Raw genomic sequence first — 24,521 nt, 5'->3', positions numbered from 1 at the left:
GACAGGGGAATACATTTCAACTGTGGGAGCGGGCTTGCCCGCGAAGAGGCCCGCCCAGACACCCTCAACCTTTCTGATCGTTCCCACGCTGCGCGTTCGATCCTCAACCTTTGTGAATGAGTTTGCTCCGGATATCAGCCATCGCCTGCGCCTCCAGTTCAACCCAGAACAGCACCTTCCCGGCCACCTGCGCCGCGACCGGCACGCCATCGCGATACACCAGCCGATTGCTCGCCAGCGCCGGCACCTTCGCCCCCGGCAGTAGGGTGCCGGCGAGGTTCAGCGGGTCCACGCCACACACGGCAACCACGCTGCTGTCGGCCGGGCGGCGGCGCACTTCGCGTAGCAGGGGGATCGCCTCGGGCAGGGCGAATTGTTCGCCGGCCAGGCCACTGACAAAACGTCCTCCGCGGATTTCCCCCCGCGCCTCCAGGCGATGGAAGGTGCGCAGCAACTCACGCCAGCTCGGCAGCCAGTCGGCCTCGCGCTCCAGCAACCGCCAGAACACCACGCCGTAGCGGCGCAGCAGGGTCATGGCGATGTGTTCCAGGGTTTCGGGCGGCGTGGGCGCGGGCCGGTTGCCTTCTGCGGGCGCCGGCGGGTTGCGGCGCAGCAGGGCCCAGCGACCGGCGTCGTCCATGCCGCCGACAAACGCCCCGCGCCCGCGCCGGCTGCTGCGGGCCTGACGCTTGCTGGCGGGGGTGATCAACGCGCGCAAGCCGGCGAAGCTGTCGGCATTCACCAATCCGGCGCCCACCAGTTCCTGCAAGGCCATTTCCAGTTCGGTGCGCAACAGGTGGGCTTCGTGCAGCAGCTCGTCGAAAAACAAAGCACCGTGGTCGCTGAGGGCCTGATGGACTTTTTGCGTCTTGGGCGACAGCTCGCTGACGGGCGTCTGCTCGGCCAGGCTGCTCCACAACGCCACCTGGCTGCGTGGCAACAGCACCACCGGCGTGCTGCGCAGGGCGCTGGCGGCGAGCTTCTGCCGCGCGCTCAAGCGTGTCCAGACCACCTTGCCGCTGCGGCACAGCTCATCGAGCCAGTTGGCTGAGTAGTCCTTGATGCGCGCGGGCAGCAGGTCGCTGTCCCAGGCCACAGCGGCCGCCGGATAACCTTCGAACTGGCTGACGATGGACGGCAGTACGGCGCTGCCACGGCCTTGGGTCGAGGGCGACAGGTGCTGCCAGTCGAACAGAAAACGCATGAAGTCCTGCAAGCTCACCGGTTCGATTTCCCGGCGCAGGCGTTTGACGGTGTAGCGGTGGATACGCGCCAGCAAATGCCGTTCGCACCATTCTTCCTGACCGGTCCCCGGCGTGAACCGCCCACGCAGCACATAGCCTTGCTGTTCCAGGTGCGCCAGGGCCAGGGTGACCTGTGGCGTCGACAGCCCCAGCGGGTAGGCGATGGCCGTCAGCGGCAGCGGGCCGAAGGCGCTGAGCCGGGCGCGGAGCATCTCCACCACGGCATCGTCGTGTTCCCAAGGCTCATCGAAACCGGCCAGGGGCGCCAGCGGTGGTTGCCAGCGGGCCTGTGGATAAACCGCCTGCGCGCACGTCAGCCGCTCCAGGGCCACCCACAGGCCGCGTTCGGCGCTGATCTGCACGTGGCTGGCGCGTCCCTGTTCAGCCAGCGTCTGCAACCAGCCATGCCAGACCGGGTGGGCGCTGGCTTCGCTGTCGGTAATGCCGGCCAGGCTCATCAGCGCTTCGTGCATTTCATCGAGATTGGTCGGGGTCGGCCAGGCTTCTTCGCGCACCGACTCGATGGCCTCGGCGTCCAGGGCACCGAGGTCATCGGTGGCGTGCGGATCGCTCCAGCGCCGGTTGATCACCGCCTGGGTGCGCCGTTCTTCCAGCGGCGCATCGTCGAGAAAGGTGTAGGGCCGGGCGCTGAGGATTTCTGCCGCCAGGGGCGAAGGCGCGGGCAGGTCACGACTGATCAGCCGCACTTCACCGGCCTCCATGCGCCGGAGAAGCGCCAGCCAACCTTCGCTGTCCATGGCTTCGTGCAGGCAGTCGTCGAGGGTCTGTTCCACCAGCGGGTGATGGGGGATTTCCCGCTCACCGGCCAGGTTCTCCAGGCACGCGATCTGGTCGGGGAAGACGCTGGCGATCAGGTCTTCGCTTTTCATTCGCTGGATCTGCGGCGCGACTTTGCGCCCGCCGGTGTAGCGCGGCAAGGCCAGGGCCACGCCGGCGTTCCAGCGCCAGCGCACGCCGAACAACGGCGCGTCGAGGACCGCCTGGACAAGGATCTGCTCGGCGCTGTGGCTGTTGAGGTAGCGCCAGACCTCGTCCAGCTCGAAGCTGTGGCTGGTGGACAGCGACAGCACGATGGCGTCTTCGCTGGCGGCGGCCTGCAGCTCGAAATTGAAGGTGCGGCAGAAGCGCTTGCGCAGGGCCAGCCCCCAGGCGCGGTTGATGCGGCTGCCGAACGGCGTGTGGATGATCAACTGCGTGCCGCCGGACTCGTCGAAGAAACGCTCCATCAACAGAGTGTCCTGGGACGGCAGCGCGCCGAAGGCCAGGCGCGCCGGAGCCAGGTAGTCCAGCAGTTGTTCGGCGCTGGCCAGGTTCAGGCCCAAGGTGTCGGTGAGCCAGTCGAGGGCCGGTTGCAGGTTGCCCGGCGTGGCGCTGAGCCGTTGATCCAGCTGTGCTTGCAGGCGAGCCACGGCCAGGGACAGTTCAGCGCTGCGCCCCGGCGCTTCGCCGAGCCAGAACGGGATGGTCGGCGGCTGGCCCTGGGCGTCCTCGACGCGCACGCGGCCGGCCTCGACACGAATGATGCGGTACGAGGTATTGCCCAACTGGAACACGTCGCCGGCGATGCTCTCCACCGCGAAGTCTTCGTTGACGCTGCCGATGTTCAGCCCCTGGGGTTCGAGCAGCACGCTGTAGTCGGCGTTGTCCGGGATGGTGCCGCCGCTGGTCACGGCGGTCAGCTTGCTGCCCCGGCGCCCGCGCAGGGTCCGGGTCACGGCGTCGCGGTGCAGGTAGGCGCTGCGCACGCCTTGGCGGCCATTGAGGCCTTCGGCGAGCATGTGCAGCAGCGCCTGGTAGTGTTCGTCGTCCAGCTGGGCGTAGGGCGAGGCGCGGCGGAATGTGTCAAGGAGCGCCTGTTCCGGCCATTCCTGGCAGCTGACCTCGGCGACGATCTGTTGGGCCAGCACGTCCAGCGGCGCCTCGGGAATGTGCAGGATGTCCAGTTCACCCCGGCGCACGCAGTCGAGCAGGGCGACGCATTCGATGAGGTCGTCGCGGGTGGTGGCAAACAGGCGGCCCTTGGGCGTGCCGCCGACGTGGTGCCCGGAGCGGCCGACCCGTTGCAGGAACGCCGAGATCGAGCGGGGCGAGGCGATCTGGCACACCAGGTCGACGTCGCCAATGTCGATGCCCAGTTCCAGGGACGCGGTGGCGATCAGCACCTGCAATTCGCCACGCTTGAGGCGTTGCTCGGCGTCGAGGCGAAACTCTTTCGCCAGGCTGCCGTGATGGGCGGCCACGGCGTCCTTGCCCAGGCGCTCGCTCAAGTGCCGGCTCAGGCGCTCGGCCAGGCGGCGGGTATTGACGAACACCAGGGTGGTGCGGTGCGCCCGCGCCAGTTCGGCGAGGCGGTTATAGACCAGTTCCCAGACGTCGTTGGCCATCACCGCCGACAGCGGCACGGGCGGTACTTCGATGTCCAGGTCCCGAGGGCGGGCGTGGCCGATGTCGACGATTTCACACGAACGGCCTTCACCCACCAGAAAGCGCGACACCGCTTCGATGGGTTTTTGCGTGGCGGACAGGCCGATGCGCACCAGCGGTTCGGCGCACAGGGCTTGCAGGCGTTCCAGGCTCAAGGCCAGGTGGCTGCCGCGTTTGCTGGCGGCGATGGCGTGGATTTCATCGACGATGACCGTGCGCGTGCTGCCGAGCATCTGCCGGCCGGAGTCGGAGCCGAGCAGGACGTAGAGCGATTCCGGGGTGGTCACCAGGATATGCGGCGCAGTCTTGCGCATCGCCGTGCGATCTTTCTGCGGCGTGTCGCCGGTGCGCACGGCGGTGGTGATGGGCAGGGGCGGCAAGCCCATCTGGCGCAGTTGTTCGGTGATGCCGGCCAGGGGATTTTGCAGGTTGATCTGGATGTCGTTGCTCAAGGCCTTGAGCGGCGAGACGTAGACCACCAGGGTCTGGTCCGGCAAGCCACCCTGTTCGAGGCCGCGGTGCACCAGGTCGTCGAGCACCGCGAGAAACGCCGTCAGGGTCTTGCCCGAACCGGTGGGCGCGGCCACCAGGGTCGAGCGACGCTGGCTGATCAACGGCCACGCCTGGGCCTGGGCGGCCGTGACCGCCGGGAATGTCTGGCTGAACCAGGCGCGGACGGCGGGGTGAAAGCCCGCCATGGCGTGGTCGGCTGCAAGGGGCAGATTCATAGGAGCAGTTATGCGGGTGGGGTGGGGAAGATGCAAGTACCGGCTGAGATCTCTGTCGACAGAGAGGGCCCTTTCGCGGGCAAGCCCGCTCCCACAATTAATCGGGTTTCGTCAGACCAAATGCGGTCGACTGTAGGAGCGGGCTTGCCCAGGCGGCGATCCGACGAAGAGGGCCTGAAGGACAGCCCACCTCCAGGATCTGCACATTACGGATGACGGTTGCGCACTAAACCCGCAAAATGCAACGATTCCGGCAACGCCTGCGGGCGTTGTCGACCAAATTCTTGTGCCAACAGACTGGGCCTGCTGACTTTATGCGAATGCGCCTTATGTTACTGGGCGGCGGAAATGCCCTTGGGCAGGCGCTGATTCGCCTCGGTGCAGAAGAAGACATCGGTTTTCTTGCCCCCCGCCCACCTGAAGACGGTTGGGATGCCGCGAGCCTGACGCAGTTGCTCGACGACACCCGGCCGGACGCCTTGATCAACCTGGCGTACTACTTCGACTGGTTCCAGGCCGAGGCTGTCAGCGAGCAGCGCCTGACCAGCCAGGAGCGCGCCGTCGAGCGCCTGGCCGAACTGTGCCAGCACCACAACATCATCTTGCTGCAACCGTCGAGCTATCGGGTGTTCGACGGTTCCCGCGCAACGGCCTACAGCGAAAAGGACGAGCCGGTGCCCCTGGGCCTGCGCGGCCAGGCGTTGTGGCGGATCGAACAAAGCGTGCGCGCCACCTGCCCGCAACATGTGCTGCTGCGATTCGGCTGGTTGCTGGACGACAGCGCCGACGGCATCCTCGGACGCTTCCTGGCCCGGGCTGAACAGCCGGAAGAACTGTTGCTGGCCGACGACCGTCGGGGCAATCCGACGCCGGTGGACGATGCGGCGCGGGTGATCATTTCGGTGCTCAAGCAACTCGATTGCGCAGCGCCGCTGTGGGGCACCTATCATTACGCCGGGCATGAGGCGACCACGCCGCTGGCGCTGGGCCAGGCGATCCTGACCGAAGCCCGGGCCCTGCATCCGCTGGCGATCGAGTCGCCCACGGCCCAGGCCCACGCTGCACGCCCGGACGCCGCGGAAGAACCGCAACACGCGGTGCTGGCCTGCAAGAAAATTCTGCACACCTTCGGGATCAAGCCCCGCGCCTGGCGCGCGGCGCTCCCAGGCTTACTGGATAGGTTCTATCGCCATGGCTGACGGCCCTGTTTTAATCACCGGCGGTGCGGGTTTCATTGGTTCGCACCTGACCGACGCCTTGCTCGCCAAGGGACATTCGGTGCGCATCCTCGATGACCTGTCCACCGGCAAGCGCAGCAACCTGCCGCTGGACAACCCGGCCGTCGAGCTGATCGAAGGCGACGTCGCCGATGCCGCCCTGGTCGCGCGGGCCATGGTCGGTTGCAGTGCCGTGGCGCACTTGGCCGCGGTGGCCTCGGTGCAAGCCTCGGTGGACGACCCGGTGCGTACGCACCAGAGCAATTTCATCGGCACGCTGAATGTCTGTGAGGCCATGCGCCAGGCCGGCGTGAAGCGGGTGCTGTTCGCCTCCAGCGCGGCGGTCTATGGCAACAACGGCGAAGGCCAGTCCATCGACGAGGACACGCCCAAGGCGCCGCTGACGCCGTATGCCTCGGACAAACTGGCCAGCGAGTTCTACTTCGATTTCTATCGCCGCCAGCACGCGCTGGAGCCGGTGGTGTTCCGCTTCTTCAACATCTATGGCCCGCGCCAGGATCCGTCCTCGCCGTATTCCGGGGTCATCAGCATCTTCAGCGAACGGGCGCAGAAAGGCCTGCCGATCACCGTGTTCGGCGACGGCGAGCAGACCCGGGATTTTGTCTACGTCGAAGACCTGGTGGACTTGCTGGTGCAAGCCATCGAGAAACCGGACGTGGAAGTGGGCGCGGTGAACGTCGGCTGGAACCAGGCGACGACCCTCAAGCAGTTGCTCGAGGCGCTGGCGGCGGTGATCGGCAACTTGCCGCCGGTCAGCTACGGCCCGGTGCGTTCCGGTGACATTCGCCACTCGCGGGCCGACAACCAGCGGTTGTTGCAGCGCTTCAGCTTCCCACCGCAGACGCCGATGAGCGTAGGCCTGGCGCGGCTGTTGGGCCGCTGAGATCACCGCCCCAAACAACTGTGGGAGCGAGCTTGCTCGCGATGACGGTGGATCAGCCAGCAATCATATTGACTGGCCCACCGATATCGCGAGCAAGCTCGCTCCCACAGGGATTTTTGTATCTTCAGGTCCGGCTTAGAACTTGTAGCCCAACCCCACCATGTAGATCCATGGATCCACGTCGACATTCACCTTGGCCCGGGTGCCTCCGGCCACGGCGTTGTTGTCGACATACGCCGTGGTGTCGATGTCGATGTAGCGCACCTGGCCGTTGATCATGATGTTGTCGGTCAGCATGTAGTCGGCGCCCACTTGCCACGCCATGCCCCAGCTGTTGCTCGCGCGAAAGTTGCTGAAGCCGTTGGCGCTGGCTTCGCTGCCGACGTGTTCGTCATAGATCCAGGTGTAGTTGATGCCGGCGCCGACATAAGGTTGGAAAGCCGACTTGGCGTCAAGCGGGTAGTAGACCAGGCTCAAGGTCGGCGGCAGGTGCTTGAGCGTGCCGAGCTTGTTGTTGGCAGCGCCCAGGGCGGTGCCCTTGATCTTCACGTCGTGCTCGAACGGCGAGGCCGCCAGCAATTCGATACCCAGGTTGTCGGTGATCATGTAGGCGAAGTTCAGGCCCAGTTGCGTGTCGCTGCTCATGGTCGCCTTGCCGCCCAGGTCGGCACCGGCCAGCGGACCGCGGTCGACCTTGACGCTGCCGCTGTCGGCCTCTGGATTGACGGTAATGGCACCGGCGCGAACGATGATATCGCCGGCGGTATGGGCCTGGGCGAGTGGGGCTGCGAGCGCGAGGGCAAAGAGGGAAGCGCTGAGCAAGGACTTGTGCATGGGGGCTCCAGAGGACATTTCAAAAGGGATGTCCCATGGTACGGAGCCGCCTGGCCCGGTCTTTTGACACAGCTCAATGAGTCTTGGTCGATTAATTGACTCAGCTCAATGAAATGATGATGAGCAAGCCTTGACGGCCCCATCGCGAGCAAGCTCGCTCCCACACAGGTCGCATAGGCACTGAGCTCTCCTGTGGGAGCGAGCTTGCTCGCGATAGCTATCTGACGGACTGCCCATCAACACCCGATTCACTCTGGCAGTTCATACACATAGATCTTTTCGGCCTCCATCTGATACCCGGCATCGGCCAGTTCGCTGGTAGACGGCTTGACCTGCATCGGCCCTTCAACCCAGTAGGGCTGGTACAACTCGTCGAGTTTGACCCCGACTTCGCTCTTCACATGCACGATCTGGTTGGAGGGCGGTGGCGGTACATGGATGCAGGCGCCGAAGTACGGCACCAGCAGGAAGTCCGTGGTGCGACCTTCCTCGCTGACTTCCAGCGGCACGATGTAGCCCGGCAAACGAATCCGCTGGCCGTCGAGTTCCTTGACCACCGGTGCGTTGGGCAAGTCCTGCCTGGCCGCGGGGGCGGACTCGGCGGCCAGGGCGTTGCCCATCTGCGACAGGTCGTGCAGCGGGGTCATGTTCGGCACTTCCGGCGGTGCGCCCGCCGGGATCATTTCGGTCCAGGCCAGGTCCCTCGGCTCGGCCGCCCACAGGGGCAGGGCGACCATCATCAACAGCGCAAACAGGGCGCGGGGCATCTTCACGGTCCTCATAAACGGATCGACAAACCATCGGCCAGCGATTGGCGATAGGCGCGCCAGGCCGGCACGCTGCCCATCAGCAGGGCGGCGATCAGGATGCCAGCCATGAGCGTCCATTCATATTCGCTCGGCCAACCCAGCGGCAGATACAGGCCATAGGCCGACTGTACATAACCCTGGGCGGCACCGATGCCGATGTACAGCAGGGCCAGCCCGGCGACCACCCCGGCCAGCGCCAGGGCGAAGGCTTCGAGCACCAGCAGGCTAGCGATGTGCCAGGGCCGCGCGCCCACCGAACGCAGGATGGCCATTTCCCGACGCCGCTCGTTGAGGCTGGTGAGAATCGCCGTGAGCATGCCGATCAAACCGGTCAGGACCACGAACAGCGAGATCACGAACAAGGCTTTTTCCGCCGTGCCCATCAGGCTCCACAATTCCTGAAGGGCCACGCCGGGCAGGATCGCCAAGAGCGGTTCGCCACGGAACTCATTGATCTCGCGCTGCAAGGCAAAGGTGGAAATCTTGCTGTTGAGGCCGAGCATGAACGCGGTGATGGCTTGCGGCGTGAGGTCCATGTTGCGTGCCTGGTCGGCGCTGATGCGGCCGTTGCCCTGGGCCGGCACGCCGTTTTTCCAATCGATGTGGATCGCCTCCATGCCGCCGAGGCTGATGTGCAGCGTGCGGTCCACCGGGGTGCCGGTGCGCTTGAGAATGCCCACCACGGTGAAGGGCTTGTCGTCATGCTTGACCAGGCTGATCGCCGCGACACCGTGGGCCAGCACCAGTTTGTCACCGAGCTTGTAGTGCAACGCCTCGGCCACTTCGGCGCCGAGCACCACTTCGAAAGGGTCGGTGGCGAAGGCCCGGCCATCGGCCAGTTCCAGGTGTTGCTGGCGGCCGTACTGGTAATGCTCGAAGTAGGCCTCGGTGGTGCCCATCACCCGGTAGCCGCGGTGGGAGTCGCCGAGGGACATAGGGATGGCCCACTTCACTTTCGGGTTGCTGGCGAAGTGTTCGAAGCTGTCCCAGCGGATGTTGTTGGTGGCGTTGCCGATGCGAAACACCGAATACAGCAACAGGTTCACCGAGCCGGAACGGGCGCCGACAATCAGGTCGGTGCCGCTGATGGTGCTGGCAAAACTGGCCCGCGCCTCGGTGCGCACCCGCTCCACCGCCAGCAGCAGGCAGACGGACAGGGCGATGGCGAACGCGGTGAGGATCGCGGTGAAACGGCGGTTCGCCAGGCTGGCCATGGCAAGACGGAACAAATACATCTCAGACCTCGACAGGCGTGGCGGCGCGATTGAGATCGGCCAGCGAGAGGTTGCGGTCGAACAGCGGCGCCAGGCTCTGGTCGTGGCTGACGAACAAGAGGCTGGCGCCGGCCTCGCGGCATTCGGCGAACAGCAGCCGCAGGAAGTTTTCCCGGGCGTCATAATCCAGGGCCGAGGTTGGCTCGTCGGCGATCACCAGCTCCGGCTGGCCGATCAACGCCCGGGCGGCGGCGACCCGTTGCTGCTGGCCGATGGACAGCGAATCGGCCCGGCGTTCCAACAAACTGGGGTCGGTCAGCCCCAGGTGGGTTAGCAGCGTGACTGCGGCCTGGTCGACACTGCCGTGACGGTGCCTGGCCCGTTGCGCCCGCAGCCTGGAAAAGTGGCAGGGCAGCTCGACGTTCTCGCGTACCGAGAGAAACGGCAGCAGGTTGAATTGCTGGAAGATGTAGCCGGTGTGGTCCACGCGAAACCGGTCCCGGCTGCCCGCGCCCAGTTTGCTGAGGTCCTGGCCAAGCAGGCGGATGCTGCCCCGGTCCGGTGTCTGCACGCCGCCGAGCAATCCCAGCAGGGTGGTCTTGCCGCTGCCGCTCGGGCCTTTGAGAAACACCGTCTCGCCGCTTTCCAGGCGAAACGCCGGGATGTCCAGCAGCAGCGGATGCCCGGGCCAACTGAAGCCCAGGTCGGACAGTTCGATGAGTGCTTGGGTCATGGTGGCCAACGTCAGGATTGTGGAGTAGCCCCTGTGGGAGCGGGCTTGCTCGCGAAAGCGGTGTGTCAGGCTGCATCTGTATTGGATGTGCCGGCCTCTTCGCGGGCAAGCCCGCTCCCACAGGGGGGATGCGCAATTCTTAAAATTTAAGGGCCGGTGCTTCGGGCGTCAGTTCCGCGCCTTGCTGGCCGTTCGGGCCGATCATCTGCACGAGGATCTTCCGGGTGGCCGGGAAGACCTTGAACAGCGACGTCAGGTCCAGGTGCGTCAAGGCGCTGGGTGCGACGCAACGGAACTGGTAGCGGGCGTGGATTTCGCTGTGCTCGTGGTGATGCTCGTCGCCATCGGCCTCTTCGTCATGGTCCTCGTGGTCCGGCTCATCGCCGAACAGCGGGCTTTCCAGTTCCTGCTGCTCCAGGGTGCATTTGGCATCGGCCAGGTTGACCAGCGTTGCCGGTTTCTCCAGCTTCGCCCGCACAGCGGCAACCTTGGCTTTGTCGGCGTCGCTGGTGGCGGGGTGTTCGAAACCCACCAGGTTCATCGCCGGGCTGTCCAGCTCCAGTTCCAGGGTCTGGCCGTCGAGCGAGGCGTTGAGCCGGCCGACGCCGTGTTCGTGGGCACCCAGGCTGCCGTGTTCATGCTCGTGGTCATGGTCGTGCTCCACCGCCGCGTGAGCGACGGCCAGGGGCAGCAGGGCGAACGGCAGGGCGAGAAGCAAACGGCGCATGACGGGTCTCCGAGAGGTCGATGATCTGTTATGTAATCTTATAACGTGAACAGAGTTTGACCGCCTGCTTGGCGTCGCGCAAGGGCCATGGGAGCATGCGTACATGAAATATTCAGGAGCACGGTGATGTTGCGGATACGCGGAACGGTCGGCGATTGGCCGGTGGACTTGTCGATCGACATGGACGAGGGCGATTGGGCGCAGCTGGGTGCGCAGTTGCAGGTGATCAAGCCCGCCGAGGCGGCGGCACCTGCGGCCAGACCGGCCAATCAGGACGATGCGCTGTGGCAGATCGCCAAGGAGCTGCTGCGCAAGGCCGGACAACTCAGTGGTCCGGACCTGCTGGAGCAACTGGAAGGATTGACGGGCAGCGCCTCGGCGGGCAAACGCTTGCTGGTGCGGTTGCGACACAGTGCCGAGGTCAAGGTATTGAGCGGCGGCGACACGCCGCTCTATAGCTGGGCCGGAGGGCAAGCTGCAAGCTAGAACCGTCTTGCCGCTTGAGGCTCGTCGCTCGCCACTGCTTTTTAGTACAACGCGGCAAACAGCTTGCGGCGGTAGGTCGTCACCAGTGGATGGTCGTTGCCCAGCAGCTCGAACACTTGCAGCAGCGTCTTGTGCGGCAGGCCTTCGCTGTAGCTGCGGTTGCGCATGAACAACTTGAGCAGGGCTTCGAGGGCCGGTTCGTACTGCTGGCGCGCCAGTTGCTGGATCGCCAGCTGGTACACCGCTTCGTCATCCTGCGGGTCTTTGGCCAGGCGGGCCTTGAGGTCGGCGGCGTCCGGCAGGTTTTTCGCCAGGTCAAGGAACTGGATCTGCGCCTTGGCACCGGCCAGGGCGGCCTTGTGTTCGTCGCTTTTCACCGCATCGAGCACCGTCTGGGCTTCACTCAGTTCACCCCGTTCAGTCAGGCAACGGGCATACAGGATCAGCGCCTTGGCGTTGGTGTTGTCTTCGCCCAGCAACACCGTGAGCAGGGCTTCGGCGTCGGCGAAACGGCCGTCGTCGAACAGCGCCTGGGCCTGCTCGAACGGGTCGGCGGCGGCTGGCGGCGGCATCTGCACGTGCGGCTCGAGCATTGCCCGCACCGCGGATTCCGGTTGGGCCCCGGCGAAGCCATCGACGGGCTGGCCGTCCTTGAACAGCACCACGGTTGGCAGGCTGCGGATGCCGAAGCGGGCGACGATGTCCTGTTCGATGTCGCAGTTGACCTTGGCCAGCAGCAGTTCACCCTGATAACTCTCGGCGATGCTTTGCAGCATCGGCATCAGGGCCTTGCACGGCGCGCACCACTCGGCCCAGAAATCCACCAGCACCGGTTTGTGGAAGGAGTTCGCGATCACCGACTGGTCGAAGTCGGCGGTGGTGGCGTCGAAGATGTAAGGCGTGTCCTGGCTCATGGGAATCTCGTAGAACGCTTGAATGGGGCAACTATACGGCTTGGTGGGGGTAGCTGAAAGCGGGGAGGTCTTTCGTCCCGTGGTATCGGGTAGGCCGCCTTCGCGAGCGAGCCCGCTCCCACAGGGCGCGCGCGAACACTTGAGATCCCTTGCGGGCGCGGGCTTGCTCGCGAAGCTTTTAACTCTCGCGCCGCGCGTGATACAGGCTCACGTGCCGAAACTCCTCAGGCTCAGCCAGGTCCGGCAAGGTCATCGCTTGCAGCCTTTCGATGCGCCGGTACAGCGGATGCTGGAAATCCCGCACCCTTGAATCGGCCACCAAGGCCTCGCGGCCACGGCTGAGGAATTGATCGAGCAACGGCAGGTTGGTCCGGTCGTAGAGCACGTCGGCCACCAGGATCAGGTCGAAGCGGTCGGCCTCGGCGAAAAAGTCCGCCGAATACCCCAGATCCACGCCGTTGAGCGCGGCATTGGCGCGGCACGCGGCGATCGCCAGCGGATCGAGGTCGCAGGCCACCACTTCCAGCGCCCCGGCCTTGAGCGCGGCGATACCGGCCACGCCGGAGCCGGCGCCGAAGTCCAGCACGCGCTTGCCCTCGACCCACTGCGGTTGTTCGACCAGGTAGCGGGCCATGGCCAGGCCGCTGGCCCAGCAGAAACTCCAGTAGGGCGGTTCGTGAAGGATGCGCCGGGTTTCTTCCGGGCTGAAGGCGCGGTCCATGTTGTCGCCGTCGATCAGCCACAGCTTCAGGTCGGTGTCGGGCAGCGGGCAGGCCACCAGGCGCGCGTCTCCCAGCAATTGGCCCAAGGCCTCTTGCAGGTCGTGCGGGGCGTTCATGGCGCCTTGACGAATTGCAGGGCGCCCAGGGCCTGGGTGGTCGGTTGGGTGATGCGCTGTTCCGGCAGGTGCAGGATCAACTGGCCCGACTGGCTGGCCCGTCCACGCAGTTCCACGCGGGCGCCGACCGGAAACGCTTCCGGGTTGAACCGCAGGTGGAAGGGCAGGGCCTGGTTGGTGCCGATCAGGCTGGAACTGGCAAGCAGTTGTTGTGGACGGTCCTTGTCATCGATCACCAGCAGCGCCAGTTCGACTTCGGCCCCGGCCGGTACGCCTTGCAAGGTGCCGCTCAATTCGCGCTGGTAGGCGGGCAGCGGGCCCAGCTCGGCCGCCTGGCGGGCTTTTTCCTGGGCCTGTTTCGGTGCGGGTGCCGGTGCGGGTGCAGCGGGCTTGGGCGCATCGCTGCTGCACGCCATCAGCAGGCTGAAAAGACTGAGCAAAACGAGCGATCGTAGCGGCATGTGTGGCTCCAGCAAGGTAATTTCCATGAATCAGACGGTAAGCCCGTCTGTATACCGTAAACCCTATGGCTTGTCTTGCCAGTGGGATGCGCTACCATGGCCCTCCCTTTTTTTGTTGCCTGCCACCATGCACTGTCCCTTCTGCGGTGCCAACGACACCAAGGTCATCGACTCGCGACTGGTCGCCGAGGGCGAACAGGTCCGCCGCCGGCGTGAATGCCTGGCCTGCGGCGAACGCTTCACTACGTTCGAGACCGCTGAACTGGTGTTGCCGCGCCTGATCAAAACCGACGGCAGCCGCCAGCCGTTCGACGAAGAAAAACTGCGCGCCGGTATGCAGCGCGCCCTGGAAAAGCGTCCGGTGAGCGTCGAGCGCCTGGAAGCGGCGCTGGTGCACATCAAGCACAAGCTGCGGGCTACCGGCGAGCGCGAGGTCAAGTCCCTGGTGGTCGGTGAGCTGGTGATGGCCGAGCTGCAGAAGCTCGACGAAGTCGCCTACATCCGTTTCGCCTCGGTGTACCGACGCTTCCAGGACCTGAACGAGTTCCGCGAGGAAATCGACCGCCTGGCCCGTGAACCGGTGAAAGAATGACCGGCGCGGCGCAGCAGGCAGTCCTTGACGCCCACTACATGGCCCGTGCGCTGGAGCTGGCGCGACGCGGTCACTACACCACCCACCCCAATCCCCGGGTCGGTTGCGTGATCGTGCGTGACGGGCAGGTGGTCGGCGAGGGCTGGCACGTGCGCGCCGGCGAACCCCATGCCGAAGTCCATGCCTTGCGCGCCGCCGGTGAACTGGCCCGGGGTGCCACCGCCTATGTGACCCTCGAACCGTGCAGCCACCACGGGCGCACGCCCCCGTGCGCCGATGCGTTGGTGAACGCCGGCGTGGCCCGGGTGGTCGCGGCGATGCAGGATCCGAACCCGGAGGTTGCCGGTCGCGGCCTGCAACGGCTGGCCCAGGCCGGCATCGCCTGCGAGGGCGGTGTGCTCGAAGGCGAGGCGCGGGCCCTCAACCCGGGCTTCCTCAAGCGCATGGAGCACGGTTTGCCGTTCGTGCGGGTCAAGTTGGCGATGAGCCTCGATGGCCGCACGGCCATGGAAAGCGGCGAGAGCCAGTGGATCACCGGCCCGGCCGCACGTTCGGCGGTGCAACGCCTGCGGGCCCAGGCCAGCGTGGTGCTGACCGGCGCCGATACGGTGCTGGCGGACAATGCCCGGCTGACCGTGCGCGCCGATGAACTCGGGCTCGACGCGCAGCAGACCGCCCTGGCCATGAGCCGTCCGCCACTGCGGGTACTGGTGGACGGTCGCCTGCGGGTCCCGCTGGACGCGGCGTTCTTCAAGGCCGGCCCGGCGCTGGTCGCAACCTGCATGGCGGTGGAGGAACAATACGCCAATGGCCCCGAATGCCTGCGGGTGCCGGGGGATGACGGGCAGGTCGATCTGCATCAATTGCTGGTGGCGCTGGCCGCCCGCGGCGTCAACGAGGTGCTGGTGGAAGCCGGTCCGCGCCTGGCAGGGGCGTTCGCCCGGCAAGGGTTGGTGGACGAATTCCAGTTGTTCATCGCCGGCAAGTTCCTCGGCTCCTCGGCGCGTCCGTTGCTGGACTGGCCGCTGGCGCGGATGAAAGACGCCCCGGAACTGAAAATCACCGAAATCCGCGCCGTGGGCGATGACTGGCGAGTCATCGCCGTTCCCGTGTCCCCGGCCAGCGTATAATTCCCGGCTTTCGCGCAAGCGGCGGCCTGTTCTCGAGGAGGACTCCATGTTTACCGGCATCATCGAATCCATCGGCAGCATCCGTGCACTCACTCCCAAGGGCGGGGATGTGCGGGTCCACGTCGAAACCGGCAAGCTCGACCTGAGCGACGTCAAGCTGGGCGACAGCATTGCGGTCAATGGCGTGTGCCTGACGGCCGTCGAGCTGCCGGGCAATGGCTTTTTGGCAGACGTCAGCCGCGAAACCCTCGACTGCACCGCGATGAACGACCTCAAGAGCGGCAGCCCGGTCAACCTGGAAAAAGCCCTGACTCCCACTACCCGCCTGGGCGGCCACCTGGTCAGCGGCCACGTGGACGGCGTCGGCGAGGTGGTTTCGCGTACCGATAATGCACGGGCCGTGGAGTTTCGTATCCGCGCGCCGAAGGAGCTGGCCAAGTACATCGCCCATAAAGGCTCGATCACCGTCGATGGCACCAGCCTGACGGTCAATGCCGTGGACGGTGCCGAGTTCCTGCTGACGATCATTCCGCACACCTTGAGCGAAACCATCATGGCCTCGTATCGGCCGGGTCGCCGGGTCAACCTGGAGGTCGACCTGCTGGCCCGTTACCTGGAGCGCCTGCTGCTCGGTGACAAGGCCGCGGAGCCTGCATCCGGCGGCAATATCACCGAAAGTTTCCTGGCCGCCAACGGCTACCTCAAATCCTGACCCAAGGGGGTGCCGCGTGGCGCTCAATAGCATCGAAGAACTGGTCGAAGATATCCGCCAAGGCAAGATGGTCATCCTCATGGATGACGAAGACCGCGAGAACGAAGGCGACCTGATCATGGCCGCCGAGTGCTGCAAGGCCGAGCACATCAACTTCATGGCCAAGCACGCCCGCGGCCTGATCTGCATGCCGATGACCCGCGAGCGCTGCGAACTGCTGAAGCTGCCGCTGATGGCGCCGCGCAACGGTTCCGGCTTCGGCACCAAGTTCACCGTGTCCATCGAGGCCGCCGAGGGCGTGACCACCGGTATCTCCGCCGCGGACCGGGCGCGCACCGTGCAGGCGGCCGCCGCGAGAGACGCCAAGGCCGAAGACATCGTCAGCCCTGGCCACATCTTCCCGCTGATGGCCCAGGCCGGTGGCACCCTGGCCCGCGCCGGTCACACCGAGGCGGCTTGCGACCTGGCGCGCATGGCCGGTTTCGAGCCCAGCGGTGTGATCTGCGAAGTGATGAACGATGACGGCACCATGTCCCGTCGCGCGGAGCTGGAAGCGTTCGCCGCCGAACACGGCATCAAGATCGGCACCATCGCCGACCTGATCCACTACCGGATGATCCACGAACGTACCGTTCAGCGGATTGCCGAGCAGCCCCTGGACAGCGAGCTGGGCCAGTTCAACCTGGTGACCTACCGTGATTCGGTGGAAGGCGACGTGCACATGGCGCTGACCCTGGGCACCGTGTGCGCCGACGAACCGACCCTGGTGCGGGTGCATAACATGGACCCGCTGCGCGACCTGCTGATGGTCAAGCAGCCAGGCCGCTGGAGCCTGCGGGCCGCCATGGCGGCGGTGGCCGAGGCCGGCAGTGGCGTGGTCCTGCTGCTCGGGCATCCGCTCGATGGCGATGTGTTGCTGGCGCACATCCGCGAGACCGGCGACCAGGCGGCGGTGAAAAAGCCGACCACCTACAGCATCGTCGGCGCCGGTTCGCAGATCCTTCGCGACCTGGGCGTGCGTAAAATGCGCCTGATGAGCGCACCGATGAAATTTAATGCGATATCCGGTTTCGATCTGGAAGTTGTAGAATACGTGCCCTCCGAATAATGGCCCTTGTTCAGTGAAGGGGGCCCTTGTGGGAGCGGGCTTGCCCGCGAAGGCGATGTGTCAGTCGACATCAATGTTGAAGGTTCCATCGCTTTCGCGGGCAAGCCCGCTCCCACAAAGGTTTACACTTCGCTGCGTTGAGGCTTTGTATTCGTGGCTAATATCACTGAAAGAGCGCGTAAAGAACGCGCTCTGGCTCTTTAAGAGATCTGACGAATGACCCTGAAGACCATCGAAGGTACCTTCATCGCCCCTAAAGGCCGCTACGCTCTGGTAGTGGGCCGTTTCAACAGCTTCGTGGTCGAGAGCCTGGTTGACGGTGCGGTCGATGCCCTGGTTCGCCATGGCGTGAGCGAAAGCGACATCACCATCATCCGCGCCCCTGGCGCCTTCGAAATTCCGCTGGTTGCGCAAAAAGTCGCGCAAAAGGGCGAATATGCGGCGATCATCGCCCTGGGCGCGGTCATTCGTGGCGGTACCCCGCACTTCGAATACGTGGCCGGCGAATGCACCAAGGGCCTGGCCCAGGTGTCCATGGAATTCGGCGTACCGGTCGCCTTCGGCGTACTGACGGTTGATTCCATCGAGCAAGCCATCGAACGTTCCGGCACCAAGGCCGGTAACAAAGGTGCCGAGGCTGCCCTGTCCGCCCTGGAAATGGTCAGCCTGCTGGCGCAGTTGGAGGCCAAGTGATTAGCGACGAAAGCGATCGTTTCAACCCGCGCGATCCCAAGCCCGCCGATGCCGGCAAGCCGTCGAAAAGCGCCAAGCGTCGCGAAGCCCGTCAGCTCGCGACTCAGGCGCTGTATCAATGGCACATGGCCAAGCAATCGCTGAACGAGATCGAAGCGCAGTTCCGGGTCGATAACGATTTCAGTGATGTCGACGGCGCCTACTTCCGCGAAATCCTTCACGGGGTTCCGCAGTTCAAGACCGAAATCGACACCGCGCTTGCGCCGTGCCTGGACCTGACCATCGAAGAGCTGGACCCGGTTGAACTGGCGGTCTTGCGCCTGTCCACCTGGGAACTGCTCAAGCGCGTCGACGTTCCGTACCGCGTGGTGATCAACGAGGGAATCGAGCTGGCGAAGGTCTTCGGTTCCACCGACGGCCACAAGTTCGTCAACGGTGTCCTCGACAAGCTGGCCCCTCGCCTGCGTGAAGCTGAAGTGAAGGCGTTCAAGCGCTGAACGGCGCTTGCGGCGGCTATGGGCGAATTTGAGCTGATCCGTAATTACTTCGCCGCCGCGCCTTGTGCGCAGGGCGGCGAGGGCGTTGCGCTGGGGATCGGCGACGACTGCGCCTTGCTGGCTGTGCCTGCTGGGGAGCAACTGGCGGTGTCCACCGATACCCTCGTGGCCGGTGTGCACTTCCCTGATCCCTGCGATCCGTTCCTGCTCGGCCAGCGCTCGCTGGCCGTTGCGGTCAGTGACCTGGCCGCCATGGGCGCCACTCCGGTTGCCTTTACCCTTGCCCTGACCCTGCCGACGGTGACCGCCGATTGGCTGCGGGCCTATGCCCGCGGCTTGAACCAGATGGCCCAGGCCTGTGGCGTGACGCTGGTGGGCGGTGACACCACGCGAGGGCCGTTGAGCCTGACCCTGACGGTGTTTGGCCGAGTGCCTGCCGGCCAGGCCCTGACCCGTGGCGGCGCGCAACCTGGCGATCTGCTCTGCGTCGGCGGCGAGTTGGGCAACGCCGCTGGCGCCTTGCCGCTGGTGCTTGGCCAGCGCATCGCCGAAACCGCTGTCGCCGCCCCCCTGCTGGCACACTACTGGTCGCCCCGGCCGCAGATCGACTTGGGCCTGGCGCTGCGGGGCAAGGCCCGCGCGGCAATGGATATTTCCGATGGCCTGCTGGCCGATTGCGGGCATATTGCCCAGGCATCCGCCGTGGCCATTGAGGTTGAACGGGACCGCCTGCCGTTGTCCAAGGCTTTAGTGGCGTTCCTTGGCATGCCGGGCGCGACGGATGCGGCCCTGAGTGGCGGCGACGATTACGTGTTGCTGTTTACCTTGCCGCCAGCCGGGTTGCCGGCGCTGCAAGCCGAAGGCTGGCCGATCCATGTGATCGGCTGCGTAGCGGCAGGCGAGGGCGTTTCGCTGGTCGACCGCCATGGACAGGACATCACCCCGCACATCCGGGGCTACCAACATTTTCGGGAGACACCGTGACAGATCATCCCAACCAGGTCCCGGCGGAGTTCGTTCCGCCCTCGGTCTGGCGCAATCCCTGGCATTTCATGGCCTTCGGCTTCGGTTCGGGAACCTTGCCTAAAGCGCCGGGCACCTGGGGCTCGCTGGTTGCGCTACCCTTCATACCGTTGTGGCAGATGTTGCCGGACTGGGGCTACTGGCTGATGCTGGGCCTCACCATGCTGTTTGGCTTCTGGCTCTGTGGCAAAGTGGCGGATGACCTGCGGGTGCACGATCATGAAGGCATCGTCTGGGACGAAATGGTCGGCATGTGGATCACCCTCTGGCTGGTGCCGGAAGGCTGGTACTGGCTGGTAATGGGTTTCCTGGTGTTTCGCTTCTTCGATATCCTCAAGCCATGGCCGATCCGCTGGATCGACCGGCATGTTCACGGAGGCGTCGGTATCATGCTCGACGATGTCCTGGCCGGGGTCTTTGCCTGGCTGGCAATGCAAGGATTGGTGTGGTGTTTCACCTGAGGGAGCCAGGAATGGGCGTCAGCCGCGCACTACTGCTGTTGCTGTGTCTGGGGGCCTGCCTCGGCGTGCGGGCGGCCGACCCGGCGCCGCTGCCGGGCAAGATCCGCGCGGCCAGCGAGGAGTGGGCCAATTACACCCAGGCCGATGGCCAGGGCATGGCCTGGGACATCCTGCGCGAGGTGTTCGAGCCTGAAGGCGTCAAGCTGGAGATCCGCAGCGTGCCGTACACCCGCTCCATCGGGTTGGTGCAGCGCGGCGAAGTCGACGCACAGGTGGGCGCCTACCGCGATGAAACCGAAGGCCTGCTCTACCCTCACTGGCACTACGACGTCGATCACATCTATGCCCTTGGGCTGGCTTCCAAGCCGTCCCCAACGCTGACCACCGTCGGTAACTACCGGCTGGTGTGGATGCGTGGCTACGAATACAACAGCTACCTGCCCAACATCCGGCGTTACAACGAAATTCACCGGGCGGTGGGGATCTTGCCGATGCTTGCCCATGATCGTGCCGATTTCTATATCGATGCGCTGATGGAGATCCAGCAGGTGCTCGCCAAGGCCGACAATCCCCAGCAGTACAAGCTCTCGCCGTTGATCAACCTGCCGCTCTACCTGGGGTTTGCCAACAACGAGAACGGCCGGGCCTTGCGCGCGCTGTTCGACCGGCGCATGGAGGTATTGGTCAAGAGCGGCAAGTTGAAACCGATCTTCGAGCGTTGGAAACAACCCTATCCGTTCGACGAGAATGGCAATCCACCGAAGCCGTAATCAAACTTTTCGATGGTTATGGCCGACAATTCAGCCTAAGCGTCTGTCTTGACGTGCTGTTACAATGCCCGCCTCTGCGAAACTCCAGTACTAGATCAGGAGCACACCGGTGCCTGTCGTTTTTGTTGCCGCTTCCAAGCTGCCAACGCCCTTTGCGCAATTCACCATGCATGGTTTTCTCGATGAAGCCACCGGCCGCGAGCACGTCGTGCTGAGCCTGGGTGATTTCGCCGACGGCGCACCGGTGCTCGGCCGCCTGCATTCCGAATGCCTGACGGGCGATGCCTTGTTCAGCCAGCGCTGCGATTGCGGTTCGCAACTCGAAGCGGCCTTGCAGGCGATTGCCCGCGAAGGCCGGGGCGTATTGCTGTACCTGCGCCAGGAAGGCCGGGGCATTGGCCTGCTGAACAAGATTCGCGCCTATGAGTTGCAAGATGGCGGCGCGGACACCGTCGAGGCCAACGAGCGCCTCGGCTTTGCCGCCGACATGCGCGACTACAGCATCTGCCAGCCGATGCTCGAGCACCTGGGGGTCACGTCCTTGCGGTTGATGACCAACAACCCGCGCAAGGTCAAGGCGTTGACCGACATGGGCATCGTGGTGGCCGAGCGCGTGCCGCTGCACACCGGTCATAACCCCCACAACAAGCTCTACCTGGCGACCAAGGCCAGCAAGCTCGACCACATGATGGGCAACGAGCACCAGGGCGAGGTCGACCGGGCGTGACGCGTGGTCAGGTCCGGCGGCGGCTGTCCGTCACGTGGTGGCAGTACCTGGCGCTGGCCTTGCTGCCGCTGTTCGTGATCAACGCGGTGTTCGGCCAGGGCGAGGCGATCCTGCCGGTGCTGGCGATGCCGTTGTTCATCGCGGGCGTGGCGTCGATGTTTGTCAGCCTGCGTTTCTTCGGGCCCTACAAGAACGCCTTGATCGCCACCCAGAAAGCCCTCGACACGGCGGATGAGCCCCAAGCCTGGATTAGCCTGGCGGCCCGTCGGCGTGCGGCGCTCCTGGTCGCCGCGCTGCCGGCCTGGGTCGGTGCGCTGGCGGTGTTCGTCGGCCTCGAAGCGGTGCCGTTGATGCTGCTGGCGTTGTCCACGGCCGTGTTGTTCTACCTGTACCGCATCCCGCGTCAACTCGGCTGATGCACCGCTGGCTGGCGGTTGTGCTGCTGGCCGTCAGTGCCTCGGCGGTTGCGGCCCCACGGGTGGTCAGCCTGGCGCCTTCGTTATCGGAAATCGTTGTCGAGCTCGATTGCGCCGACCTGCTGGTGGGCGTGCTGGACGGCGGTGAGCGTCCCGCCGTGCTGGAAAACCTGCCTTCGGTAGGGCGTTACGGGCAACTGGACATGGAGCGCTTGCTCAGCCTCAAGCCCGACCTGCTCCTGCTCTGGCCGGGCAGCGTCGGACCGGCCCAGCGCGAGCAGCTCAAGGGCCTGGGCATCGCCATCCATGTGGTCGACCCCCACGACCTCGACCAGTTGATCACGCAAATCGAAGCCATTGCCGCGCAGCTTGGCAGGCCGGAACGGGGCATGCAACGCGCGGCGCAGTTGCGCGAGCGCCTGGAGGGCCTGCGCCAACGCTACCGGCGCGAGCCACCGCTGCCGGTGTTCTATCAGGTGTGGGACCGGCCGCTCTATACCGTGGGCGGTGGCCAGATCATCAGCGATGCCCTGGCGGTGTGCGGCGCGCGCAATGTGTTCGCCGACCTGAGCCTGCCGGCGCCGCAAGTGAGCGTGGAGTCGGTGTTGCAGCGCAAGCCGCAGGCGATCCTGGCCACGGAACAGGCCCAGCTCGATGCCTGGAAAGCCTGGCCGGTGGCGCAAGGGCGATTGCTGCGGGTGACCGACAAGGGGCTGGAGCGGCCCAGTGGGCAGATGATCGAGGCGACGGCCCGGCTGTGTGAATTGATTGCGCCGGACAAATAGACCGCGGCGCTTGCAATCGCGAGCCAGCTCGCTCCACAGCTGACCGCGTCTTGAGCGACAACATCGATCAACTGTGGGAGCGGGCTTGCCCGCGAAGAGGCCAGTCCAGGCACCACAAGCTCTGGATCAGAGTGACGGTGTCCAGGTCACCCCAAACAACCACGTCCGACCTTCCTCCCGATACCCATACTGGGCCCCATCATGGCTATACAGCGCCCGGCTGTAACCCTTGTCCAGCAGGTTATCCACCTTCATCTCCAGTTTCACTTCCCGGCTCAGCGCCCAACCGCTGCGCAAGCCCAGGAGGGCATAACCACCCAGCGCATGGCGGTTGTTCTCATCGTCATAGCTGCTGCTCACCGCTTGCCAGGTCGCGCCGAGGCTCAGTCGGTCGAATGAACGGTCCAGATCCAGGCTCAGGGTCCGGCGGGCGCGGCGGGCCAGGGTGTGGCCGCTGTCCCTGTCCCGTGGATCGATCACGGCCACGGCCAGGTTGCCCTGCCAGCCGAACAGATCCTGCATCAAAGCCATTTCGACGCCGTTGATCCGCGCCGAGGCGACGTTCTGCGGGCGTGACTGGCTGCCGAAAATGATCGCGTCCTTGAGGTCAGTGCGATACAGCGAGGTCTCCAGGCGGGTGTCCTCGCCCAATTGGCTGCGCCATTGCAGTTCGTAGCTCTTGGCGGTCTCGGGGGTGAGGTTCGGGTTGCTGTAGTCCGGGTAGTACAGGTCGTTGAAGGTCGGCGCGCGAAAACTTTCGCTGTAGGTCAGCAACAGGTCGTTGCCCGGCGAAACCGGCAGGGTGAGGGTGCCGCTCCAACTGTTCTGGCCGCCGAATTGCTGGTTCTGGTCGCGTCGCAGGCCCAATTCGGTGGAAAACGCCTCGGCCTGATAGCGGTGCTGGATAAACGCGGCGCGGTTCCAGCGACTGTCCTCGTCGAACGATGTACTGCTGTTGACCCGATCCTCGTACCAATCGCCGCCCACGATCAGGCTGTTGTGCTCATCCAGCGTCACGTCGTTCTGCCAGGTCACGGAGTCGCGGTAGGTGTTGAACACTTCGCGGACATCGCTGAGCTTGTCGAAGGTCTTCTCTCGATTTTCGCTGTGGCCCACTTCGAGGCGGGATTTCCAGGTGTCGTTGATGCGTCCATCCACGTAGCTGCTGAAGCTGCTCACGGCAAACTCGCTGTACGGCTGCTGGGGCAGTGATTCGAACGTCGCCGGGTCAAAGCGGCCGAACGGGTTGTCGTATTCGCTCTTGCCGCGGTTATCCAGCAGATTCAGCCCGACTTCCAGGTTGTCTGCCAGCGCATGGCTCAGGCTCAGGCTCAGCGACTGGTTGCGGTTGGCGTCGTCGTCGCGGTCGCTGGCGTAGGAGGTGTGGGTCCGATTGGTGCCGGCGGATTCGTCCAGGCTGGCGCCGAGGTTGAAGCGCGTCTGTTCATCGCCGCCGGACAGCCCCAGGCTGCGCTCCCAGGTCTGGTGACTGCCGACGCCCAGGTGCAGGCGCGGTTGCAGGCCCTGTTCATGGCCTCGACGGGTAAAGATCTGGATGACCCCGCCCACTGCATCGGCGCCATAGAGGACCGAGCGCGAGCCCCGCAGTACTTCCACTCGCTCGATCTGGTTGATATTCAGCCGTTGCAGGTTGCTGTCACCGGAGGTGGCGTTGCCGATGCGCTGGCCGTCCACCAATACCAGGCTCTGGGCCGACTTGGTGCCGCGAATGTAGATCCCCGGCAGGCTGCCGCGTCCACCCAGCGGCGCGACCTGCACCCCCGGCACGTGACTGAGCAGGTCGCTGACGCTGGCCGGCTGCAAGTGTTCGATGTCGTCGCGGGTGAAGACCGTGTTGGCGGCACTGCTGTCATTTCGCGCCTCGACCTGGCGGTTGGCGCTGATCACGATGTCGGGCAGCTTCAGTGCCTGCTCGCGCTCGAACGTGTCGGCCAGCAGGTCGGGGGTTGGCAGTAGGGACAGGGTGAGGGCCAGGCGCAGTTTCATGGGTGTTCCGATCATGTGTGCTTCACGCAACCAATGTGGGAGCGGG

The 24,521-nt window shown here is 65.0% G+C and carries 25 protein-coding genes; 15 read left to right on the top strand and 10 right to left on the bottom strand.

Features of this window, described 5'->3' with window-relative positions; all coding sequences use genetic code 11:
• Positions 1 to 103: 103 nt before the first annotated feature.
• On the bottom strand, positions 104 to 4,417 hold the full coding sequence (locus V3H56_RS24265; RefSeq protein ID WP_338473947.1) for a DEAD/DEAH box helicase: 4,314 nt from the start codon (positions 4,415 to 4,417) through the stop codon (positions 104 to 106).
• 314 nt (positions 4,418 to 4,731) lie between these two features.
• Here V3H56_RS24265 and V3H56_RS24260 point away from each other — a divergent pair, with 314 nt between their 5' ends.
• Both V3H56_RS24260 and V3H56_RS24255 read left to right on the top strand, forming a co-directional pair.
• Entirely contained in the window at positions 4,732 to 5,616 is an 885-nt protein-coding gene (locus V3H56_RS24260; RefSeq protein ID WP_338473946.1) for a sugar nucleotide-binding protein, read from the top strand.
• Positions 5,609 to 6,538 (top strand): NAD-dependent epimerase/dehydratase family protein, encoded by a 930-nt coding sequence (locus tag V3H56_RS24255; RefSeq protein ID WP_042729457.1) that lies wholly within the window; start codon positions 5,609 to 5,611, stop codon positions 6,536 to 6,538. The genes V3H56_RS24260 and V3H56_RS24255 overlap by 8 nt, the downstream gene beginning before the upstream one ends.
• Positions 6,539 to 6,673: 135 nt before the next feature.
• On the opposite strand, the gene V3H56_RS24250 is transcribed toward V3H56_RS24255, so the two are convergent.
• The 5 genes from V3H56_RS24250 to V3H56_RS24230 all read right to left on the bottom strand — a co-directional run bounded on the left by V3H56_RS24250 (position 6,674) and on the right by V3H56_RS24230 (position 10,855).
• Positions 6,674 to 7,372, bottom strand: coding sequence for an OmpW family outer membrane protein (locus V3H56_RS24250; protein ID WP_042729456.1), 699 nt, complete (start codon positions 7,370 to 7,372; stop codon positions 6,674 to 6,676).
• A 248-nt stretch (positions 7,373 to 7,620) separates the two neighbouring features.
• A complete protein-coding gene (locus V3H56_RS24245) occupies positions 7,621 to 8,139 on the bottom strand; it encodes a DUF3299 domain-containing protein (protein ID WP_042729455.1) in 519 nt (172 codons plus the stop codon).
• A gap of 11 nt (positions 8,140 to 8,150) precedes the next feature.
• Entirely contained in the window at positions 8,151 to 9,416 is a 1,266-nt protein-coding gene (locus tag V3H56_RS24240) for an ABC transporter permease (protein WP_123579619.1), read from the bottom strand.
• A gap of 1 nt (position 9,417) precedes the next feature.
• On the bottom strand, positions 9,418 to 10,128 hold the full coding sequence (locus tag V3H56_RS24235; RefSeq protein ID WP_212803078.1) for an ABC transporter ATP-binding protein: 711 nt from the start codon (positions 10,126 to 10,128) through the stop codon (positions 9,418 to 9,420).
• 139 nt (positions 10,129 to 10,267) lie between these two features.
• Positions 10,268 to 10,855, bottom strand: coding sequence for a DUF2796 domain-containing protein (locus V3H56_RS24230; protein WP_212803077.1), 588 nt, complete (start codon positions 10,853 to 10,855; stop codon positions 10,268 to 10,270).
• A gap of 126 nt (positions 10,856 to 10,981) precedes the next feature.
• Between V3H56_RS24230 and V3H56_RS24225 the strand changes: the two genes are divergently transcribed.
• The gene (locus tag V3H56_RS24225; protein ID WP_123579622.1) at positions 10,982 to 11,341 is read left to right on the top strand and encodes a hypothetical protein; all 360 of its coding nucleotides are present in this window, start codon (positions 10,982 to 10,984) and stop codon (positions 11,339 to 11,341) included.
• Between the two features lie 41 nt (positions 11,342 to 11,382).
• On the opposite strand, the gene trxA is transcribed toward V3H56_RS24225, so the two are convergent.
• The 3 genes from trxA to V3H56_RS24210 form a co-directional block, all read right to left on the bottom strand.
• Entirely contained in the window at positions 11,383 to 12,255 is an 873-nt protein-coding gene (gene trxA, locus V3H56_RS24220) for a thioredoxin (protein WP_053144085.1), read from the bottom strand.
• 178 nt (positions 12,256 to 12,433) lie between these two features.
• Positions 12,434 to 13,093, bottom strand: coding sequence for a 50S ribosomal protein L11 methyltransferase (locus V3H56_RS24215; protein ID WP_053144087.1), 660 nt, complete (start codon positions 13,091 to 13,093; stop codon positions 12,434 to 12,436).
• Complete coding sequence (locus V3H56_RS24210; protein ID WP_042729448.1) at positions 13,090 to 13,554, bottom strand: YbaY family lipoprotein; 465 nt, start codon at positions 13,552 to 13,554, stop codon at positions 13,090 to 13,092. Before V3H56_RS24210 ends, V3H56_RS24215 begins: the two co-directional genes overlap by 4 nt.
• A gap of 127 nt (positions 13,555 to 13,681) precedes the next feature.
• Here V3H56_RS24210 and nrdR point away from each other — a divergent pair, with 127 nt between their 5' ends.
• The 12 genes from nrdR to V3H56_RS24150 all read left to right on the top strand — a co-directional run bounded on the left by nrdR (position 13,682) and on the right by V3H56_RS24150 (position 22,468).
• The gene (nrdR, locus tag V3H56_RS24205; protein ID WP_013694316.1) at positions 13,682 to 14,146 is read left to right on the top strand and encodes a transcriptional regulator NrdR; all 465 of its coding nucleotides are present in this window, start codon (positions 13,682 to 13,684) and stop codon (positions 14,144 to 14,146) included.
• Entirely contained in the window at positions 14,143 to 15,276 is a 1,134-nt protein-coding gene (gene ribD / locus V3H56_RS24200; protein ID WP_338473945.1) for a bifunctional diaminohydroxyphosphoribosylaminopyrimidine deaminase/5-amino-6-(5-phosphoribosylamino)uracil reductase RibD, read from the top strand. Before nrdR ends, ribD begins: the two co-directional genes overlap by 4 nt.
• Before the next feature lie 46 nt (positions 15,277 to 15,322).
• On the top strand, positions 15,323 to 15,988 hold the full coding sequence (locus tag V3H56_RS24195) for a riboflavin synthase (RefSeq protein ID WP_053144091.1): 666 nt from the start codon (positions 15,323 to 15,325) through the stop codon (positions 15,986 to 15,988).
• Positions 15,989 to 16,004: 16 nt separating this feature from the next.
• Entirely contained in the window at positions 16,005 to 17,096 is a 1,092-nt protein-coding gene (gene ribBA, locus V3H56_RS24190; protein WP_042729445.1) for a bifunctional 3,4-dihydroxy-2-butanone-4-phosphate synthase/GTP cyclohydrolase II, read from the top strand.
• Between the two features lie 216 nt (positions 17,097 to 17,312).
• Entirely contained in the window at positions 17,313 to 17,789 is a 477-nt protein-coding gene (ribE, locus tag V3H56_RS24185) for a 6,7-dimethyl-8-ribityllumazine synthase (protein WP_030140459.1), read from the top strand.
• Positions 17,786 to 18,286: a transcription antitermination factor NusB gene (gene nusB / locus V3H56_RS24180; RefSeq protein WP_042729444.1), complete on the top strand. Its 501-nt coding sequence runs from the start codon at positions 17,786 to 17,788 to the stop codon at positions 18,284 to 18,286. Before ribE ends, nusB begins: the two co-directional genes overlap by 4 nt.
• Before the next feature lie 18 nt (positions 18,287 to 18,304).
• A complete protein-coding gene (gene thiL / locus V3H56_RS24175) occupies positions 18,305 to 19,270 on the top strand; it encodes a thiamine-phosphate kinase (RefSeq protein ID WP_338473944.1) in 966 nt (321 codons plus the stop codon).
• A complete protein-coding gene (locus V3H56_RS24170) occupies positions 19,267 to 19,770 on the top strand; it encodes a phosphatidylglycerophosphatase A (RefSeq protein WP_042729442.1) in 504 nt (167 codons plus the stop codon). Before thiL ends, V3H56_RS24170 begins: the two co-directional genes overlap by 4 nt.
• Before the next feature lie 11 nt (positions 19,771 to 19,781).
• Positions 19,782 to 20,540, top strand: coding sequence for a transporter substrate-binding domain-containing protein (locus tag V3H56_RS24165; protein WP_042729441.1), 759 nt, complete (start codon positions 19,782 to 19,784; stop codon positions 20,538 to 20,540).
• 109 nt (positions 20,541 to 20,649) lie between these two features.
• Positions 20,650 to 21,267: a GTP cyclohydrolase II gene (ribA, locus tag V3H56_RS24160; RefSeq protein ID WP_042729440.1), complete on the top strand. Its 618-nt coding sequence runs from the start codon at positions 20,650 to 20,652 to the stop codon at positions 21,265 to 21,267.
• Positions 21,264 to 21,683, top strand: a complete 420-nt coding sequence (locus tag V3H56_RS24155; protein ID WP_338473943.1) for an MFS transporter — start codon at positions 21,264 to 21,266, stop codon at positions 21,681 to 21,683. The genes ribA and V3H56_RS24155 overlap by 4 nt, the downstream gene beginning before the upstream one ends.
• On the top strand, positions 21,683 to 22,468 hold the full coding sequence (locus V3H56_RS24150) for a cobalamin-binding protein (RefSeq protein WP_047736368.1): 786 nt from the start codon (positions 21,683 to 21,685) through the stop codon (positions 22,466 to 22,468). The genes V3H56_RS24155 and V3H56_RS24150 overlap by 1 nt, the downstream gene beginning before the upstream one ends.
• A gap of 126 nt (positions 22,469 to 22,594) precedes the next feature.
• Here the strand turns inward: V3H56_RS24150 and V3H56_RS24145 are convergent, their stop codons facing one another.
• A complete protein-coding gene (locus V3H56_RS24145; protein WP_042731669.1) occupies positions 22,595 to 24,475 on the bottom strand; it encodes a TonB-dependent receptor in 1,881 nt (626 codons plus the stop codon).
• Positions 24,476 to 24,521 lie beyond the last annotated feature (46 nt).

Origin of the sequence: Pseudomonas sp. MS646, from assembly GCF_036693845.1 — a bacterium.
In the GTDB taxonomy this organism is placed as follows: domain Bacteria; phylum Pseudomonadota; class Gammaproteobacteria; order Pseudomonadales; family Pseudomonadaceae; genus Aquipseudomonas; species Aquipseudomonas chlororaphis_E.
The sequence above is the reverse complement of the archived record's forward strand: the minus strand, read 5'-3'. Positions and strand labels throughout refer to the sequence as shown.